This window comes from Ancylobacter sp. (assembly GCF_965249975.1).
Taxonomy (GTDB): domain Bacteria; phylum Pseudomonadota; class Alphaproteobacteria; order Rhizobiales; family Xanthobacteraceae; genus Ancylobacter.
The window spans coordinates 238683-255301 of the sequence record NZ_CBDFNE010000015.1; the positions used below are offsets into that span (position 1 = coordinate 238683).

At 66.9% G+C, this 16619-nt stretch carries 14 protein-coding genes, 1 tRNA gene and 2 pseudogenes; 8 read left to right on the plus strand and 9 right to left on the minus strand.

All coding sequences use genetic code 11. From position 1 onward, the window contains the following. Window position 1 precedes the first annotated feature (1 nt). Window positions 2-793: a 4'-phosphopantetheinyl transferase family protein gene (locus ACP2AH_RS11875; RefSeq protein WP_425105992.1), complete on the plus strand. Its 792-nt coding sequence runs from the start codon at window positions 2-4 to the stop codon at window positions 791-793. 51 nt (window positions 794-844) lie between these two features. On the opposite strand, the gene ACP2AH_RS11880 is transcribed toward ACP2AH_RS11875, so the two are convergent. Next, window positions 845-1366 (minus strand): MarR family winged helix-turn-helix transcriptional regulator, encoded by a 522-nt coding sequence (locus tag ACP2AH_RS11880; RefSeq protein ID WP_425105993.1) that lies wholly within the window; start codon window positions 1364-1366, stop codon window positions 845-847. A 144-nt stretch (window positions 1367-1510) separates the two neighbouring features. Here ACP2AH_RS11880 and ACP2AH_RS11885 point away from each other — a divergent pair. The 4 genes and pseudogenes from ACP2AH_RS11885 to fghA all read left to right on the plus strand — a co-directional run bounded on the left by ACP2AH_RS11885 (window position 1511) and on the right by fghA (window position 4770). Beyond that, window positions 1511-2300: pseudogene (locus ACP2AH_RS11885) on the plus strand (alpha/beta fold hydrolase). Window positions 2301-2485: 185 nt separating this feature from the next. After that, window positions 2486-2767 carry a metal/formaldehyde-sensitive transcriptional repressor gene (locus ACP2AH_RS11890; RefSeq protein ID WP_421699100.1) on the plus strand — a complete coding sequence of 94 codons (282 nt, stop codon included), beginning with the start codon at window positions 2486-2488 and terminating at the stop codon, window positions 2765-2767. A gap of 27 nt (window positions 2768-2794) precedes the next feature. Then, window positions 2795-3922, plus strand: coding sequence for an S-(hydroxymethyl)glutathione dehydrogenase/class III alcohol dehydrogenase (locus ACP2AH_RS11895; RefSeq protein ID WP_244450047.1), 1128 nt, complete (start codon window positions 2795-2797; stop codon window positions 3920-3922). Further along, entirely contained in the window at window positions 3922-4770 is an 849-nt protein-coding gene (gene fghA, locus ACP2AH_RS11900) for an S-formylglutathione hydrolase (protein WP_425105994.1), read from the plus strand. Before ACP2AH_RS11895 ends, fghA begins: the two co-directional genes overlap by 1 nt. A 27-nt stretch (window positions 4771-4797) precedes the next feature. Here fghA and ACP2AH_RS11905 read toward each other — a convergent pair whose 3' ends face one another. Then, a complete protein-coding gene (locus ACP2AH_RS11905; protein ID WP_425105995.1) occupies window positions 4798-6741 on the minus strand; it encodes a glycosyltransferase family 39 protein in 1944 nt (647 codons plus the stop codon). Between the two features lie 462 nt (window positions 6742-7203). Beyond that, window positions 7204-7896: a L,D-transpeptidase family protein gene (locus ACP2AH_RS11910; RefSeq protein ID WP_425105996.1), complete on the minus strand. Its 693-nt coding sequence runs from the start codon at window positions 7894-7896 to the stop codon at window positions 7204-7206. 708 nt (window positions 7897-8604) lie between these two features. Here ACP2AH_RS11910 and ACP2AH_RS11915 point away from each other — a divergent pair. After that, window positions 8605-8694, plus strand: a tRNA-Ser gene (locus ACP2AH_RS11915). 283 nt (window positions 8695-8977) lie between these two features. Further along, a pseudogene (locus ACP2AH_RS11920) lies at window positions 8978-9094 on the plus strand (tyrosine-type recombinase/integrase); the annotation flags it as partial. 238 nt (window positions 9095-9332) lie between these two features. Here ACP2AH_RS11920 and ACP2AH_RS11925 read toward each other — a convergent pair. The 6 genes from ACP2AH_RS11925 to ACP2AH_RS11950 form a co-directional block, all read right to left on the minus strand. After that, window positions 9333-10169: a sugar phosphate isomerase/epimerase family protein gene (locus ACP2AH_RS11925; RefSeq protein WP_425105997.1), complete on the minus strand. Its 837-nt coding sequence runs from the start codon at window positions 10167-10169 to the stop codon at window positions 9333-9335. Then, window positions 10166-10999 (minus strand): shikimate dehydrogenase family protein, encoded by an 834-nt coding sequence (locus ACP2AH_RS11930; RefSeq protein ID WP_425105998.1) that lies wholly within the window; start codon window positions 10997-10999, stop codon window positions 10166-10168. The genes ACP2AH_RS11925 and ACP2AH_RS11930 overlap by 4 nt, the downstream gene beginning before the upstream one ends. Further along, the gene (locus tag ACP2AH_RS11935) at window positions 10996-12183 is read right to left on the minus strand and encodes a dihydrodipicolinate synthase family protein (RefSeq protein ID WP_425105999.1); all 1188 of its coding nucleotides are present in this window, start codon (window positions 12181-12183) and stop codon (window positions 10996-10998) included. The genes ACP2AH_RS11930 and ACP2AH_RS11935 overlap by 4 nt, the downstream gene beginning before the upstream one ends. Before the next feature lie 20 nt (window positions 12184-12203). After that, window positions 12204-13793, minus strand: coding sequence for an acyl CoA:acetate/3-ketoacid CoA transferase (locus tag ACP2AH_RS11940; protein WP_425106000.1), 1590 nt, complete (start codon window positions 13791-13793; stop codon window positions 12204-12206). Window positions 13794-14012: 219 nt separating this feature from the next. After that, window positions 14013-14681 carry a TetR/AcrR family transcriptional regulator gene (locus tag ACP2AH_RS11945; RefSeq protein ID WP_425106001.1) on the minus strand — a complete coding sequence of 223 codons (669 nt, stop codon included), beginning with the start codon at window positions 14679-14681 and terminating at the stop codon, window positions 14013-14015. Window positions 14682-14750: 69 nt separating this feature from the next. Continuing rightward, window positions 14751-15260, minus strand: a complete 510-nt coding sequence (locus tag ACP2AH_RS11950; RefSeq protein ID WP_425106002.1) for a MaoC family dehydratase — start codon at window positions 15258-15260, stop codon at window positions 14751-14753. Between the two features lie 171 nt (window positions 15261-15431). Here ACP2AH_RS11950 and ACP2AH_RS11955 point away from each other — a divergent pair, with 171 nt between their 5' ends. After that, window positions 15432-16487, plus strand: coding sequence for an ABC transporter ATP-binding protein (locus tag ACP2AH_RS11955; protein ID WP_425106003.1), 1056 nt, complete (start codon window positions 15432-15434; stop codon window positions 16485-16487). Window positions 16488-16619: the final 132 nt, after the last annotated feature.

Genomic DNA, 16619 nt, shown 5'->3' on the forward strand with positions numbered 1-16619 from the left:
GATGTCGGCGCCTCCTGCCCCCGGCAGCTTTCGCCGCGCGGCCGCCTTCACCCTTGAGGGCGACGGCCGTAACTTTGACGGCGCGATGGCGCTGGTGGCGGCGCCGCTCGCCGAACTCGAGGCGGCGGCGCCCGGCGAACTGGCGCCCGAGGAGGCCGCGCTGCTGACGGAACGCCTGGCCCCCGCGCGGCGTCAGTCATTGCTCGCCGGGCGCCGGGCGGCCAAGGACGCGCTCGGCCTTCTCGCCCCCGAGCTTGATCCTCGCGACATCCGCATTCTGCCCGGTCTGTTCGGGCAGCCGGTGGTGACGATGCCCGGCCGGGCCAATGTGCAGGTGTCGTTGGCTCATGCCGACCGGGCCGCCTTTGCAATCGCGCATCCGGAGGCCTGCCCCATGGGGGTGGATCTCGAACGTTTCGTCCCCGCGCATCTCGGCGCCTTGCGGGAGCAGACAACAGCGCGCGAGCGCGAGGCGATGCGCGCTGCCGCTCCCGGCGAGGAAGGGCAACAGCTCTTGCTGCTGTGGAGCCTGAAGGAAGCGCTTTCCAAGGCACTGCGCACCGGGCTTACCGTGCCCTTTCCCCTGTTCGAAGTGACCCACCTCTCCCCGGTGCCGGGCGGCGTCACGGCGCAGTTCGCGAACTTCGCCCAGTATGAGGGAATTGCCTTCGCGGCGGCCCCCTTCGTCGCGGCGGTGGTGCGTCCGCGCCTGGCGCTGTGGCCGGAGCCGGACGGCAGCGCCCTGCCCGTTCGGCTGCGCGACTGGCTCGGCGCGCTCGCCACGCTCGGCTGAACGGCGCCGCCTGGCCGGCGGAGACGGCGCGCGAACGCGCGCTGGTCTCGGTCAGCCCGGCGCGGTCCAGTCGCCGAGATGGGTGTAGAGCGCGTCGCGCAGATCGCGCATATCGCGGTTCATCGCGCCAAGATGCGCAGGGCTTTGGCCCGAAGCGAGCAGCAACGCATCGCCGAGGCAGCCTGCCTTGCTCTTGAGCGCGCGACCCTCATCGGTCAGAGCGACCACGACCTGCCGCTCATTGTCGGGGTTGCGGGTACGACGCAGCAGCCCGCCGACTTCGAGCCGCTTGAGAAGCGGTGTGAGCGTGCTCGACTCAAGCGCCAGCTTCTCTGCGATGCCCCCGACGGTGAGCTTGTCCTCCCGCCACAGCACATTGAGCACGAGATATTGCGGATAGGTCAGCCCAAGCTGGTCGAGCAGCGGCTTGTAGACGCGCTGGATGGCCATGCCGACCGAATAGATGGCGTAGCAGAGCTGGTCGTCGAGCGGTACGGGCGGGTTGGCGTTGGCGTTGGCGTTGGCGTTGGCGTTGGCGTTGGCGTTGGCGTTGGCGTTGGCGTTGGCGGTCATGACAGGACTCCTTCCCCGTCAATATAGCGATGGCAGCCGCAAAAAAGAATATCGCGATAAGATTTATGCTGGACAGACCGCGGGTGCTCGTCTATCTAACATTTATCGCGATAATAGTTATCGCCACTGCACAAGGAGCCGATCATGACGATCAAGACCCGCAGCCTGCTCGCCACTTTGGCCGCCGCCGCCAGCCTGTCCACTGCCGTCGCCGCGGCCGAAGGTATCCCAGCGTCCCAGCCGGTCCGCAATGTCGTGCTCGTCCACGGCGCCTTCGCCGACGGTTCCGGCTGGCGCGGCGTCTATGATCAGCTGACCCAGCGCGGCTACCGCGTCACCATCGTGCAGAACCCGCTCACCTCGCTGGAGGACGATGTCGCCGCGACCCGCCGCGCGCTGGCCCGCCAGGACGGCCCGGCCATTCTGGTCGGTCACAGCTGGGGCGGCACCGTCATCACCCAGGCCGGCGTCGACCCGAAAGTGGCCAGGGCTCGTCTATGTCTCCGCCCTCTCCCCCGATGCCGGCGAGACCACCGCGCAGCAATATGAAGGCTTCGTCACCCCGCCCGAATTCGTGCTCGACATCGGCGAGGATGGCTTCGGCGATGTGAAGTCGTCGCAGTTCAAGGCCGGCTTCGCCGCCGACACCACCGACGCCGACGCGGCCTTCATGCGCGACTCGCAGGTGCCGATCGCCATGTCCTCCTTCGGCACGAAGCTGACCCAGGCGGCCTGGCGCAGCAAGCCGAGCTGGGCGGTGATCGCCACAGACGACAAGGCGTTTGACCAGCGCATGCTGCAGCACATGGCCAAGCGCATCAGTGCCAAGGTCACCGAGGTTCCCGCGAGCCACGCCGTGTTCATGACCCAGCCTAAGGTCGTCGCCGACGTGATCGACGCGGCGGCTCGGAGCGCCAGCGCCGCCGCCCAATAGAGGCACGGCGCGCACGGTGCAGATCCCGGACCACCTCACCGGCCGGCGGCGCCTTTGGCTCCGCCGGCCGTGCCATTTTTGCGCCGGTTCAGCGACGAGGCCGCGCCTGCGCTCCCTTGCGTGTATACTCCCGCCAGTATATTGAATGGCCCCAACCGCAGAGCTGGCGGCGTGCGTGGTACCGGATGCCTCACTCTCCCGACGACAAGAAACGCGCGCTTACGCGGCTGCGCCGCATCAAGGGCCAGGCCGAGGCGCTGGAACGGGCGATCGAGGCGGAAGCCGAGTGCGGCGTGCTGCTGCAGCAGATCGCCGCCCTGCGCGGAGCAGCCGGCGGGCTGATGGCCGAGGTGCTCGACATCCATCTGCGTGAGAGTATCGGCCATGCCATCGGCGCGGCAGGCGCACCTCCCGCCAGCGACGAGCTCGACGCCATCATGAAGATCCTGCGCACCTATCTGAAATAGCCGACCAGATCCGAGAGGGAGAAGTCCATGAAATCGCGTGCCGCCGTCGCCTGGGAAGCCAAGAAGCCGCTGACCATCGAGACCATCGAGATCGGCGGGCCCAAGCCCGGCGAGGTGCTGGTCGAGATCATGGCCACCGGCGTCTGCCACACCGATGCCTACACGCTGGACGGGCTGGATTCCGAGGGCAAGTTCCCCGCCATTCTCGGCCATGAGGGTGCGGGCATCGTCCGCGAGGTCGGCGCCGGGGTCACCTCGCTGAAGGTCGGCGATCACGTCATTCCGCTCTACACGCCAGAATGCCGGCAGTGCAAAACCTGCCTGTCGCAGCGCTCGAACCTGTGCACCTCGATCCGCGCCACCCAGGGCCAGGGGCTGATGCCCGACCGCACCACGCGCTTCTCCTGCGAGCGGGTGGGCGCCCAGAGCGGCGAGATCTTCCACTATATGGGCTGCTCGACCTTCTCGAACTTCACCGTGCTGCCGGAGATCGCACTCGCCAAGGTGCGCGAGGACGCCCCCTTCGACAAGATCTGCTATATCGGCTGCGGCGTGACCACCGGCATCGGCGCGGTGGTCTACACCGGCAAGGTCTGGCCCGGCGCCAATGTCGTGGTCTTCGGCCTCGGCGGTATCGGCCTCAACGTGATCCAGGGCGCCCGCATGGTCGGTGCCGACAAGATCATCGGCGTCGACATCAACCCCGCCAAGGTCGAGATGGCGAAGAAGTTCGGCATGACCGACTTCATCAACCCGCTGGATGTCGGCAGCGACAAGGTCGTTCAGGCGATCCAGGACCTCACCGATGGCGGCGCCGACTTCACCTTCGACTGCACCGGCAATGTGAACGTCATGCGCCAGGCGCTCGAAGCCTGCCATCGCGGCTGGGGCACCTCCATCGTCATCGGCGTCGCGCCGGCCGGGGCGGAAATCGCCACCCGCCCGTTCCAGCTCGTCACCGGCCGCAACTGGCGCGGCTCCGCCTTCGGCGGCGCGCGCGGGCGCACCGACGTGCCGAAGATCGTGGACTGGTACATGGAGGGCAAGATCAACATTGATGATCTCATCACCCACACCATGCCGCTCGACGAGATCAACACCGCCTTCGACCTGATGCATGAGGGCAAGTCGATCCGCTCCGTGGTGATCTACTGATGGGCGCGACGATGGAAACCGTCTCCAAGGCGAAATCGCATGGCGGCGTGCAGGGCGTTTATCGGCATGACTCGCGCGTCACCGGCACCCCGATGACCTTCGCCGTTTTCGTGCCGCCGCAGGCGGCACAGGGACCCGTTCCGGTGCTTTGGTATCTTTCGGGCCTCACCTGCACCCATGCCAATGTGATGGAAAAGGGCGAGTACCGCGCCGCCGCGGCCGCCCATGGCGTCATCATCGTCGCGCCGGACACCAGCCCGCGTGGCGGCGAGGTGCCGGACGAGCCGGACAACTGGCAGTTCGGCTCCGGCGCCGGCTTCTATCTCGACGCCACCCAAGCGCCTTATGCCACGCATTACCGGATGTATTCCTACCTCGTCGACGAACTCACCGCCCTCGTCGCGGCGCAGTTTCCGGCGGATATGACCCGGCAGGGCATCTTCGGCCATTCCATGGGCGGGCACGGCGCCCTCACTCTGGCGCTGAAGCATCCCGACCGTTTCAAGAGTTGCTCCGCCTTCGCGCCGATCGTGCAGCCGAGCACGGCGGACTGGTCGCGGCCGGCGCTGGAGAAATATCTCGGCACGGATGAAAGCGCCTGGCGGGCCTTTGACGCGGTGGCGCTGATCGAGGACGGGAAGCGTTTCCCCGAGTTCCTGGTCGATCAGGGCGGCGCCGATCCGTTCCTGGACACCGGCCTGCGCCCGCAGCTTCTCGCCGATGCCTGCCGCAAGGCGGGCATTCCCCTCACGTTCCATCTGCGCGAGGGCTACGACCATTCCTATTTCTTCATCTCGACCTTCATGGCGGACCACATCGCCTGGCACGCCGCCCGCCTCCGCCGCTGAGACGCGGCGGCGGCCCGCGTGGCGGGATCAGTCGGCTGTGAACGGCAGCGCGAAAATCGAGCCGTCCACGGCCGGCTGCGCCTTCAGGCGCCCGACCCGGTAGAAGAAGTGGCCCACCACGCGGCCATCGCGCGTCACGTCGCGCCGCTTCACCTCGCCGAGCCCATCGAAAGATCGGGGCAGGAGGGGGTTCTCGATCTGCCGCTGCGAGAAGGAAAACAGCACGGCCGGCCGACCCCCGACGGTCTCGGGACGGTACCAATAGCTGTACATGAGGGCAGGTTGGCCGAGAACGCCGCGCCCGACAGACATCCCGTGCGCGGCATCCGGTCCAGCGGCATAGAAGGCAAGCTGGCTCGCGACATTGTAGAGGTCGAGGCCGATCAGTACCGGCTCCTGCCCGGTGGAGGCCCTCACCTCCTCGGCGAGGCTTGCCGCCTGGGCGCCGAAATCGCGCCAGGCGACCGGCACGGCGGGAAACGGTGAAAACCGCTGAAGTCCCGGCACGCCGGCGACGAGATAGCCCAGCCCGAGGCCGCACAGCACCAGCGTGATGGCAATGGTGGGCACGAAGGCGCGCTGAAGCCACCGCTGAGCCCCACCGATGTGGCTCGATGCCGCGAGGAGGCTGGCCGCCACCGCCGGCAGGACCGCCAGCCAGAGCGGCCCCGTCCAATTCAGCCGCGACATGTGAAAAAGGCTGAAGATGACGAAAACCGAAAGGGGGACCAGGGTGAACACACCGACGAAACGCCAGCGGCGCCGGTCGACCTCCTGAACTTCAACGGCGACCGCTCCGCGCCGCACGCCCCGCTCGCGCAGCCACAGCACGCCGACGGCGGCCATCAGCCCGATAGGCGTCAACAGGCCGGCAATGCCCAGCATGAGTTCGGGCAGCGAGAAGCGGAAACTGCCGCCGACCCGGCGCGTGCTCTGGAAGGCGAAGGAAGCGAGGTCGTTCTGAAGGTTCCAGATGATGACGGGCGAGAAGACCAGCAGAGCCAATAGACCCGCGAGATAGGGCTCCGGCCGCCGGAACCACGCCCGCGCCCGCACGTCGATCAGCATGAACAGAAACGCCGCCGGCACCAGGAGGCCGATGGTGTATTTCGACAGCAGGCCGAGGCCGAGGCAGAGGCCGGCGCCCCACCAGGCCTTCGCCTGACCACCGCGCAGCGCCCGCTCCAGGAAATACAGCGTCCCGGCCCAGAAGGTGGTGAGCGGCGCATCAGGCGTCATCACAAGGCCGGTGCCGAAATAGAACGGCAGCACGGCGACCAGCAGAACGGTGACGAAAGCGGCCGACCGCCCGAACAGGCGCGCGGCGAGGCCGAAACTGAAGAAGGCGGTCGCGCCCCAGCACAGCCAGGCGGCGATGCGGACACCGAACTCGTTATTGCCGAACAGCCCGGTGCCGATCCAGATCAGCCACGCCACCATCGGCGGATGGTCGAGATAGCCGATATCGAGATGCTGGGCGTAGTTCCAGTAGTAGGCCTCCTGCGGGATCAGTTCGGTGACGCCGAGATACATCAACCGCAGCGCGACGCTGTAGGCCACCACCCCGACAGCGGCGAGCCGCCAGCGCGCCGTCCGCGAGAGAGGCGCCAGCGCCCCCGGCCAGATGAAGAACCCCGCGCCGAGTGCGTTCACCATCGCGGTCGCGGCGATCGCGGGAAGGATGGCGATGGGCGCGGGCAGGCCGACAAGCGCGGCGGCACTCGCCACTATCCCGCACCGTAGCGCGAGTGCCAGCAGGACAACCACGGCGATGCGCCCGGAAAGCTCAGCCTTGGGCGGAAGGAGCGTTACGCCGAGGCGCGGCAGCACCCAGCGCAGGCTCAGCCCGAACAGGCAGAATGTCGAGAGGCTGAAACTGACAAGCTGCGCGCCCATCACCCCCAAGCCGAGGCCAAGCAACGCCAGGAAGGCGAGGAGATCGATTCCCATGCCGACCAGGCCGGCCGTCATGAAAGGCTGTACCCCATGCAGAGGAAGCAGGTGCGCCACCTCGTCCAGCAGGCGCCGGAAGGCCCCGGTCCGCAGGACGCCCGACGACGCGAGAGGGGCGTTCCCCGCACCCGTCCAGGATGCTCTGTCGTCCGTGATCGGACGCTCCGCGCTGCCGTCCATTCGTTCACCCGCTTGGCCGGGCGGACCGTGACGGCGCCCCTGGCGGACGCCATCACCATACCGCCCTCGCGGCAAATTTCGGGCAGAAGCGCTGACAGTGTGCTGACGGTTCCCGCTTCCACTGAAAAAAGACAGTGGGCACCAAAGAGGAGGCTAACCTTGGCACGTATTGGCTGGAAACTTCGCAGGTCCAACACACCTTGAGGCGACAGAAGTCACGCGGGCGACGCGGCATGACGCGGGTGGCGGGAACGGCCTTCAGACCGACCATGGCGGCCTGCGCACGCGCGTTTTGCGGGCCTAAGCGGGCAGCACCACCACCTTGGTCTTCACCGGCGTCTCGTTATAGAGCTGGATCATGTCCTGGCTCAGAAGCCCGACGCAGCCGCTGGTGACGCCCGAGCCAATCGATTCCGGATCGCTCGTCGCATAGATCGTGTACAGCGTGTAGACGCCGTTCTGGTAGAGATGCAGCGTGCGCGCGCCCAGCGGATTGTCGAGGCCACCCGGCATGCCACGAGCATATTTGGCCGCCTCCGGCTGGCGCTTGATCATTTCCTTGGGCGGTGTCCAGGTCGCCCATTCGCTCTTGCGCCCGACATAGGCGTCGCCGCTCCAGAGGAAGCCCTCGCGACCGACATTGGCGCCATAGCGGGTCGCCATGCCCTCTCCCTCGATGCGGTAGACATAGTAATTCTTCGGGTCGACGATGATGGTGCCCGGCGCCTCGTCGGTCTCGTAGCGGACGGTACGGCGGAAGTATTTCGGATTGACCTTGCTGACATCCACCGCCGGAATCGGGAATTTCTCCTCAGGCACCGGGCCATAGACCTTGGCCGCCTCGGCGAGGCTCATCCCGTCCGGGTTGGCGCAGCCCGCCAGACCCAGCGCACCGAGGCTGAGCGCCGAGCCGGCGAGGAAGCCGCGGCGGCTGATCCCACCCGCCCGGGTACGGGCAACCCCATCACCGGCTGTGCGACTGTCGCTCATCATCTCTGGTATCCCATAAGGCGCACAAAAGGAGGCCAGCCCACGGGGCTGTCATGCCTCAAGATGCGAGGAGATAACGCGCGCGACGCCGCGCTGGCAAGCGCAGCCCTGCACTGCGCCCGACGCGGCCGATGGCGCCATAAACACGCCATAAACCCTCGCAGGCCGGGACCACGTGCCGCCGATGCCGCGCTTCAGCGCGCCCTCCGCCGTGGCAGGGGCAAGGCCCGGACGGGCCGCTCATTTCCAGGGTCACTGAGACAGCCCAGCTTGGTGCGTTAGACGTTTCCTTCGGGCGAGACCGAATTGATACGTCATGTCGGTTCGACCGAGGCTATAGAGCCTTGTCTGGGCCGTGGCGATGGCATGCCTCGTGCCGGCGTGCGCGGCACCGCATCGCCGATATGGCGTGCGGCCGGAAGTCTCGGTCACCTAAGCGCTAGATGGCCGAGGTCCATGCCGGTCAGTGCCCGCTGCGATGGCTCACTCATACCCCTCCGCCCCCGGTTAGCCGCACCGGTGCCTTGCCAGCACTTCCGCCGGAATTCGGCCGGCGCGCCGACCCTTGTTCCATGCTCCTCGGAGGCTGTTTTCTCGATGTTGGCGATGGAAGCGATGAATCGCCCGTCGGAGGGCATGGGTACTTGTGCGCAGCACGTGGCTCGGCTATGGAGCCCACTCCTCGGCGCGACTGACCCCGCGCCCACGTGTGGAGAGGTGCCGGAGTGGTCGATCGGGACGGTCTCGAAAACCGTTGTGCGTGCAAGCGTACCGTGGGTTCGAATCCCACCCTCTCCGCCAGCGTTCCAACGGGCCTATACATCCATTATAATTCAATAGCTTAGGGCCACGGGCGAGGCTGTTGAGCGGCGCGCCCGCCAGGTACTCCTGCGCCACTTGGCGCTTGAACGCGATGCCTTGGGGACGGTGTCGGGCCATGGGCTTTCATCCTTCGAAAGCCCGGCTCTCGGGCCAATTGCTCGTCGTCACGCTGTCAGCCGCAAGGGGTGCATTCCAAGGCGCGTTCAGTTCGAGATGCCGCAGACACGAGGGCAAGTCTGCTCGCGTGGCTCGAACGCTGGGGGGCAATCTCCGAGCTATTCAGATTTTGCTTGGACACACCAAAATCGAAAATACCGTTCGATATCTCGGTGTCGATATCGATGATGCGCTTACGCTTGCCAAGAGAGCGGAAATCTGACCCCTAAGGCGTTGCTGAATATGGCGAGGCCGCGTTCAGGAACGCGGCGCCGGTGCGGAACGTAAGGCCTGTTCCCAAAGAGGACACCAGCGGGCACGACGGCGTAATGCGTGGTCTGAACCTTAATCTCGGGGCCTGTTCTCTCGTCTACGCATCGGTGTTGTTGAGCCAGACGCCACGCTCCGCGTGGCCAGATCTTGCCATCGGACGTCCGCCTCTGTAGCCCAAGCGACATTGGCTATAACGAGCGTAAACGATCGACACAGACTCGCAGCGTCTCATCGCTATCGGTGGACCACCACCGATTCGAGAATATCTCAATCTCGGCATATCCGGCGAAGCCGCTGGCCTCCACCTCGCTACGCATCGTTGCGAGGTCGATCACGCCGTCGCCGATCATGCCGCGATCCATCAGCAGATCGGTGGTCGGGACCAGCCAATCGCAGATGTGGAAGGCGACGAGCCGGCGCTCGCGGCCAGCGCGATGAATGCCGGCGGAAAGGTCCGGGTCCCACCACGCGTGATAGGCGTCGAGCGCGACGCCGATGCCGCCCGCATTGTCGGGATCGAGGCGGGCGCACAGATCGAGGGCCTGCGCCAGGGTGTTCACGCAGCATCGGTCGGCCGCGTACATCGGGTGAAGTGGCTCGATGGCGACGGGCACACCGAGACAGCGCGCCTCCACCAGCAGATGGCCGAGCCCTTCCTCGACCTGGGCACGGGCATCCGCGAGGTCGCGGCTGCCGCCTGCAAGCCCGCCGGCGACGATGAGGAAACACGCCGCTCCCAGCGTGGCGGCATCCGCCAGAGCCCGCCGGTTCTCTTCCAGCTGCGCCCGCCGCGCCGCAGCCGTCTCGGCAGGGATCGCCGTGCTGCGGCAATAGCCGGAGACGGCAAGGCCGGCATCGCGTATGCGCCGGCTGATCGCGGCAACGTCGCCGCCCTCGACTTCCCGGCGCCACGGGGCGATGGCGCCGAAGCCATGGCGGGCGATCTGGTCAATGACGCGGTCGATCGGGTCCTTATAGCCGAGTGTCGCCGTGTTGATTGCGCAGCGTTGTGGCGTCAACGTCATGGGGCGGCCAGCCCAAAGAAATCGCACATCGCGTCGACCTGGCCCTCAAGCATGGGGGCGCCGGCATGGGTAAGGCAGCCGCGGCGGCCGGCTTCGGCCAGCAGAGGTGTCACCGCTGGCTTGAGGATGATGTCGACGACGAGCGTGCCGGGGCCGAGAGGGTCGATTGCCACCGGGAACGGATCCTCCGGCCGCATGCCGACCGAGGTGCAATTGACCACCACGTCGAAGCCGGACGGGTCAGGCGCACCGACATCGACGTCGAGACCGGGAGCGGCAGCCTTCAGCTCCGCGACCACGGTTTGCGCGCGCGCGGGATCGACATCGAACAGGCGCAGCCGCGCCGGCCTTTCATCGGCAACGGCATGCGCCACGGCACGGCCGGCACCGCCGGTGCCGATGACAAGGACGCGGCGGCCGTCGAGCTCATGGCCCTTGGCCTGCAGCCCGCGCACAAAGCCGATGCCGTCGAAATTGCCGCCGACGAGCCGGCCGTCGCGCTTGTGGATGGCGTTCACCGCGCCGATCCGGCGCCCCATCGGGCCGATCTCGTCGATCAGTGCGGCAATGGCGACCTTGTGCGGAACGGTGACGATGAGGCCGTCAAAGTTCTTCGTCGTGCGAAACATGCGCATGAGGTCGGCGAGGCCGTCCGGCGCGACATGCAGCGGCACGAGGACCGCTTCGACGCCCCGGCGCCGGAAGGCGGCGTTGAACAGGCCGGGGGAGCCGACCTGCGCGATCGGATCGCCGACAATGGCATAGAGCCGCGTGGCGCCGGAGAGCGGCAGCGGCAGGCCGGGGAGATCGGGAAGCAGGGCCGGCATCATCCCTCGATCCCGCGCAGCACCATCACCGCCTTCATCCGGCGTGTCGCCCGTTCGGGATCGGCCAGCAGGCCATTCGCAGCGGCCATCCGGAAGATGTCGGCGAGGTGAACGGCCGAGCGCGCGCTCTCCAGCCCGCCGGCCATGGTGAAATGGTCCTGGTGGCCGTTGAGATAGGCCATGAACACCACGCCGGTCTTGTAGAACTGGGTCGGCGCGGCGAAGAGGTGCCGGGACAGCGCTTCGGTCGGCTTGAGGAGGGCGCGGTATCCCTCGGCATCGCCATCCGCCAGCCGGCCCAAAGCGGCGGAGGCTGCCGGGGCAATGGCATCGAAGGCGCCGAGCAGCGCGTGCGAGTGATGGCTGCCGTCGCCCTCGATCAGCGCGACATAGTTGAAGTCGTCGCCCGTATACATCCGCACGCCCTCGGGTAGGCGGCGGCGGAGCGCGACCTCGTGGGCGGCCTCCAGCAGGGAGATCTTGATGCCGTCCACCTTGCCGGCATGAGTGTCGATGATGCCGGCGACGACATCCATGGCGCCGGCAATGTTCGGCGTTCCCCAATACCCCGCCAGAGCTGGGTCGAACATGTCGCCGAGCCAGTGCAGCACGACGGGACGGCTGACCTGCCGCAGCAGCCGGTCATAGACGGCGATATAATCGTCGGGTCCTTTGGCGACGCGGGCGAGCGCGCGCGACGCCATGAGCACGAGACGGCTGCCGGTGGCCTCGATCGCCTCGATCTGTTCTTCATAGGCGCGAATGACATCGTCGAGCGTGCGGGCCTCGGCCGGCGCGAGCTGATCGGTGCCGCAACCGGAGACCACGAGCCGGTCGCGGCCGGCGGCGGCGCTGGTGCGGCGGATCAGCTCCAGCGAGGTCGGCCAGTCCACGCCCATGCCGCGCTGGGCGGTGTCCATCGCCTCGGCGATGCCGAGCCCAAGACCCCATAGATGCTCGCGGAAAGCCAGGGTGCGCTCCCAGTCGACCACGGTCTTCACCGCTGGGTCAAAGGGCGCGCGCGGGTCGACGACGACATGGCCGGCGGCATAGGCGATGCGGGTGAACGGACGCTGCGGCGCAGTCGCCGGCAGCGGCGTGCCGGTGAGGCGATAGGCCTCGAGCGTGCCGTCGGCGCGGGGAAGACAAACGGTGAGGCCTGAGGGGCGCGTCGCGGGGGTTGTCATGGCGTTTTCCCTGCTGAGGTTCACGAGGCGGAGCGCAGCCGATCGTGCACGCGCCATTCGCCCGGCATCTCGGTGGCGATGCCCATGGGCTCGGGGCGGAAGAGCCGCGCATCCATGCGCTTGAGCGTCGGAGCGATGCGCGGGGTGAAGGCCATCTGGCCGAGCACATCGCGCTCCAGATCGATTCCGGGGGCGATCTCGATCAGTTCGATCCCGTCCTCACCGGTGCGGAACACCGCGCGCTCGGTGACGAACAGCGTGGCCTGGCCGCGCGAGCGGCCATAGGGGCCGCTATAGGCGACCTGCTCGACCGCCTCGACGAATTTGCGGTGCTTGCCTTCCTCGACGATGACGAGCGCGCCGTTCTCGGCCCGCACCTTGAGCCCTCCGGCGGTGAAGGTGCCGCCGAACACCATGGTGCGCGCGTTCTGGCTGATGTTGACGAAGCCGCCAATGCCAACGACGCGGCCGGCGAAGCGACTGATGTTGACATTGCCGGATCGGTCTACCTCCACCGCCGAGAGGAAGGCGATGTCGAGCCCGCCGCCGTCGTAGAAGTCAAACTGGTAGGGCTGGTCGATCATCGCCCAGTAGTTGCGCGCGGCGCCCGCATCGAGGCCGGAGGCCGGCGCGCCGCCGATCAGCCCTTGCTCATTGGTCAGCACCACCTCGTCGAGAAGCCCCTCCTCGGCGCCGACGAGGCCGATGCCGGTGCAGATGCCCGATCCGATGTTGCAGATGGCGCCCCGCCGCAATTCCATCGCGCAGCGCCGGGCGACGATCTTGCGCTCGTCGAGCGGCAGGCGCGGGAAGCCCTCCAGCGGCATGCGCAGCTGACCGGCGAAGGCGGGATCGAAAAAAGTCTGGTAGGTCTGCTTCTGCTCGGCATCGACCACCACGGCATCCACCAACATGCCGGGAATCTTCACCGTCTTGGCGGGCAACGTACCGCGTCGGGCGAGGCGCTTGACCTGCACGATCACCAGCCCGCCCAGCCGTCGCGTCGCCTGCGCCATGGAGAGCATCTCGCCGAAGATTGCTTCGTCCTCCATCGAGATGTTGCCGTCCTCGTCGGCGGTCGTGCCGCGCAGGAAGGCCACATCGATGGGGAAGGGCTTGTAGAACAGCCATTCGCGGTCTTTCAGCGTTACCAGCTCGACGAGATCTTCCGAGCAGGCCGTGCTCTGCCTGCCGCCGGCGAGGCGCGGATCGACGAAGGTGTGCAGCCCGACATGGGTCAGCAATCCTGGCCGCCCGGCTGCGATCTCGCGGATCAGCTGGGACAAGGCGCCCTGGGGCAGGGTGTAGCACTCGATGGCGTTGCGGCTCGCCATGGCGGCAAGGGGCGGGGCGTCGACCACGGTGCCGCAGACCACACGGCGGATCAGGCCGTCATGGGCGAAGCGCGACGCGCCGGCCTCGCCGCGATTGCCGAGGCCGACGGGATGGATCGTGGTCAGGCGGCGCGGCTGCTGTTCGGCCAGGAAACGTTGTTCGACGGCGGCGATGAGAGCTTCCGGCACCGCATGGCCGGACCCCGAACCGCCGATGAGAATCGTGTCGCCATCGCGCACGAGCGCCGCTGCGGCCGACGCCGTGAGGATCTTCATCCCAGAACTCCAGAAGGATGGAAGGCACCAACTGCCTCTAAACTTACTTATCAGTAAGTCAGAAAACGGACATCCGCAACCCTGTGCTTGAGACGACCTCCCCTGCGCAGCGGCGGGGCTGCGCCCGGGACCGCCCTGCACGGCAAGGCGGCTCTTCGGCGCAAGGGCGAGAATGACGTGAGGAGGGCGCGGTGGTGCGGGCCAGGACGGCGCCGGAGGTTACTGGGCCGCGACGTCCGGTCGGCTCGCAGGCGCGTAGGCGGAGAGCATCACCCGCGAGAAAGCCTCGAAGAACTGTTCCAGCCGCTCGAAATTGCCGGCGTCCTGGGTGAAGACCGAAGAGCTGTTGACGATGTTCACCAGCAGAAAGGCGATGTCGTCCAACGGCGCATCGCTGACGAGTTCGCCGCGGTCATAGGCGATCTGCACCGCGACGCGGACGGCGGCCTGCACATTGTCGGTGAAGGAGGCGAGTGATTCGCGCGCGCCCGGGCTCAGCACTTCACCTTCGAGACGCAGCCGCCCGATAAGGCTCCAGGGCTGCCCGCTCTTGCGGCCGCGGTTGAACGCCTTGTAGCGGGTGCGGTTGAAGACGGCGACGTCCATCAGCTTCTGCGGCAGCGAACGGTCCGGCGCTTCCCAGATCGCCTTGTGTTTAGCGCAGGTGCTGGTGACGTAGTCGCGCACGACCTCCTCGACCAGCTTCTCCTTATTGCCGAAGTGGTAGTGGATATTGGTCGTGGTGATATCGAGCCGGTCGGCGATGTGGCGAAAGCTGGTGCCGTGATAGCCGTGGCGGATCAGCAGTTCGGTCGCCACCTTCTTGATGTTGTCGCGCATCGACAGGCGGCTCGGTGCCACCGTCTCTCCGCCGGCCTTGCGCGCCATCGGCTGATAACTCCCCCTCACGCGGCGTGTTCGCGTGCTGCAAACAGATGAGCAAGCGGCGGCAATCGGTCAAGCCGAAGCGGCGTCGCTCATTTTCCGTCCCCCCATCATCAGCAGGGTCTGCCCTTCCTGCACCACCTCGCCGTTCTGGTTCACGACGTTCACGTTAAAGGTGACGATGCCCCGGTCGGCGCGGCGGGTCGGGCGCTTGGCGTGCACATCGAAGCGTGCGGCGATGCGGTCGCCGATCAGGATCGGCGCCTTGAACGACCAGTTCCACGACAGCGTCGCAATGCCCTGCAGCCTGACCGGGCAACGGGTCTTCAGCCCGTCGATCAGGGCGAGGCCCAGAAGGCCATGGGCGATGCGGCCGGGAAAGCCCTGCTCGCGCGCGAAGGCATCGTCCATATGCACGTCGAACAGATCGCCGGAGATGCCGGCATAGCCGACAATATGGGCTTCGGTGACGGTGACGCCGGAGGTGAGGAAGAACGCGCCTTCGGAGAGGTCGTCATAGCCGTAAAGACCGGGCGGCAGCGCGCCGGCGGGCGAAAGAAGTGTCGTTGCGTCAACGGTCATGCGGCCTCCCCGGAAAACTTACTTATCGATAAGTAACTTTGCATTGACCGCCTCCAAGGTCAATGCTAGCTCTCTGGACGAGCGCCGGCCGGGCGAGGCCTAAGAGGCGCAGTGGAAACGCAGTGCCACGCCTGCCTCGGGTGGCGAATCCAAGATCGTGAGACCTTCCCCATGGCATCGGTGACCATCCGCGACGTCCACAAGAAGTTCGGGGAAACCCATATCCTGCGGGGCGTCTCGGTCGACATTGCGGACGGGGAGTTCGTCATCCTCGTCGGCCCGTCCGGCTGCGGAAAATCGACGCTCCTGCGCACCATCGCCGGGCTTGAGAAGGCGACGGCCGGCGACATCCGGATCGGCACGCGCGTGGTCAACGACGTGTCGCCGAAGGATCGCGACATCGCCATGGTGTTCCAGAGCTACGCGCTCTACCCGCATATGTCGATCTACGAGAACATGGCCTTCGCCCTGTCGCTGCGCAGCGCGCCGAAAGAGGAAATCCGCCAGCGGGTGGAGAAGGCGGCGCAGATTCTCGGGCTGATGCCGCTGCTCGACCGCTACCCCCGCCAGCTTTCCGGCGGCCAGCGCCAGCGCGTCGCCATGGGGCGCGCCATCGTCCGCGACCCGCAGGTGTTCCTGTTCGACGAGCCGCTCTCCAATCTCGACGCCAAGCTGCGCGTCGCCATGCGGGCGGAAATCAAGGAACTGCAGCAGCGCCTCAAGACCACGACGGTCTACGTCACCCACGACCAGATCGAGGCGATGACCATGGCGGACAAGATCGTGGTGATGCGCGACGGGATGATCGAGCAGATCGGCGCGCCGCTCGACCTGTATGATCGACCGGATAACCAGTTCGTCGCCGGCTTCATCGGCTCGCCCAGCATGAACTTCCTCGAAGGGCGGTTCGAGAACGGCGCGTTTCGCGCCGGCGACCGGCTGGTGCTTCCGGCGGGCCGGAAGTGGCAGGCGGCCCCGCAGGGCGAGGCGGTCTATGGCGTGCGCCCCGAGCATTTCCGCATCGACGACGCGGGCGTCGAGGCCGATGTGGTGGTTGTCGAGCCCACGGGCTCGGAGACCGAAGTGCTGGTCCGCGCCGGCGGCGCCGAGTTCAACTGTCTGTTCCGCAGCCGCGTCGCCGTCCGGCCGGGCGAGAAAATCCGCGTCCTGCCCGATGCGGACCAGGTGCATCTGTTCGACCGCACGACCGGGTGCCGCATCAGCTGACCCGCGCCCCGGGCGAGGCAGGCGTGACCAGAAATTGACTTATCGATAAGTAAGTTTAGAGTTCTCTGGCATGAGACGCGACAAGCGATGGGCCGCACCCTTGCCGCGCATTTGAAGCGTCCCGAGAAATGT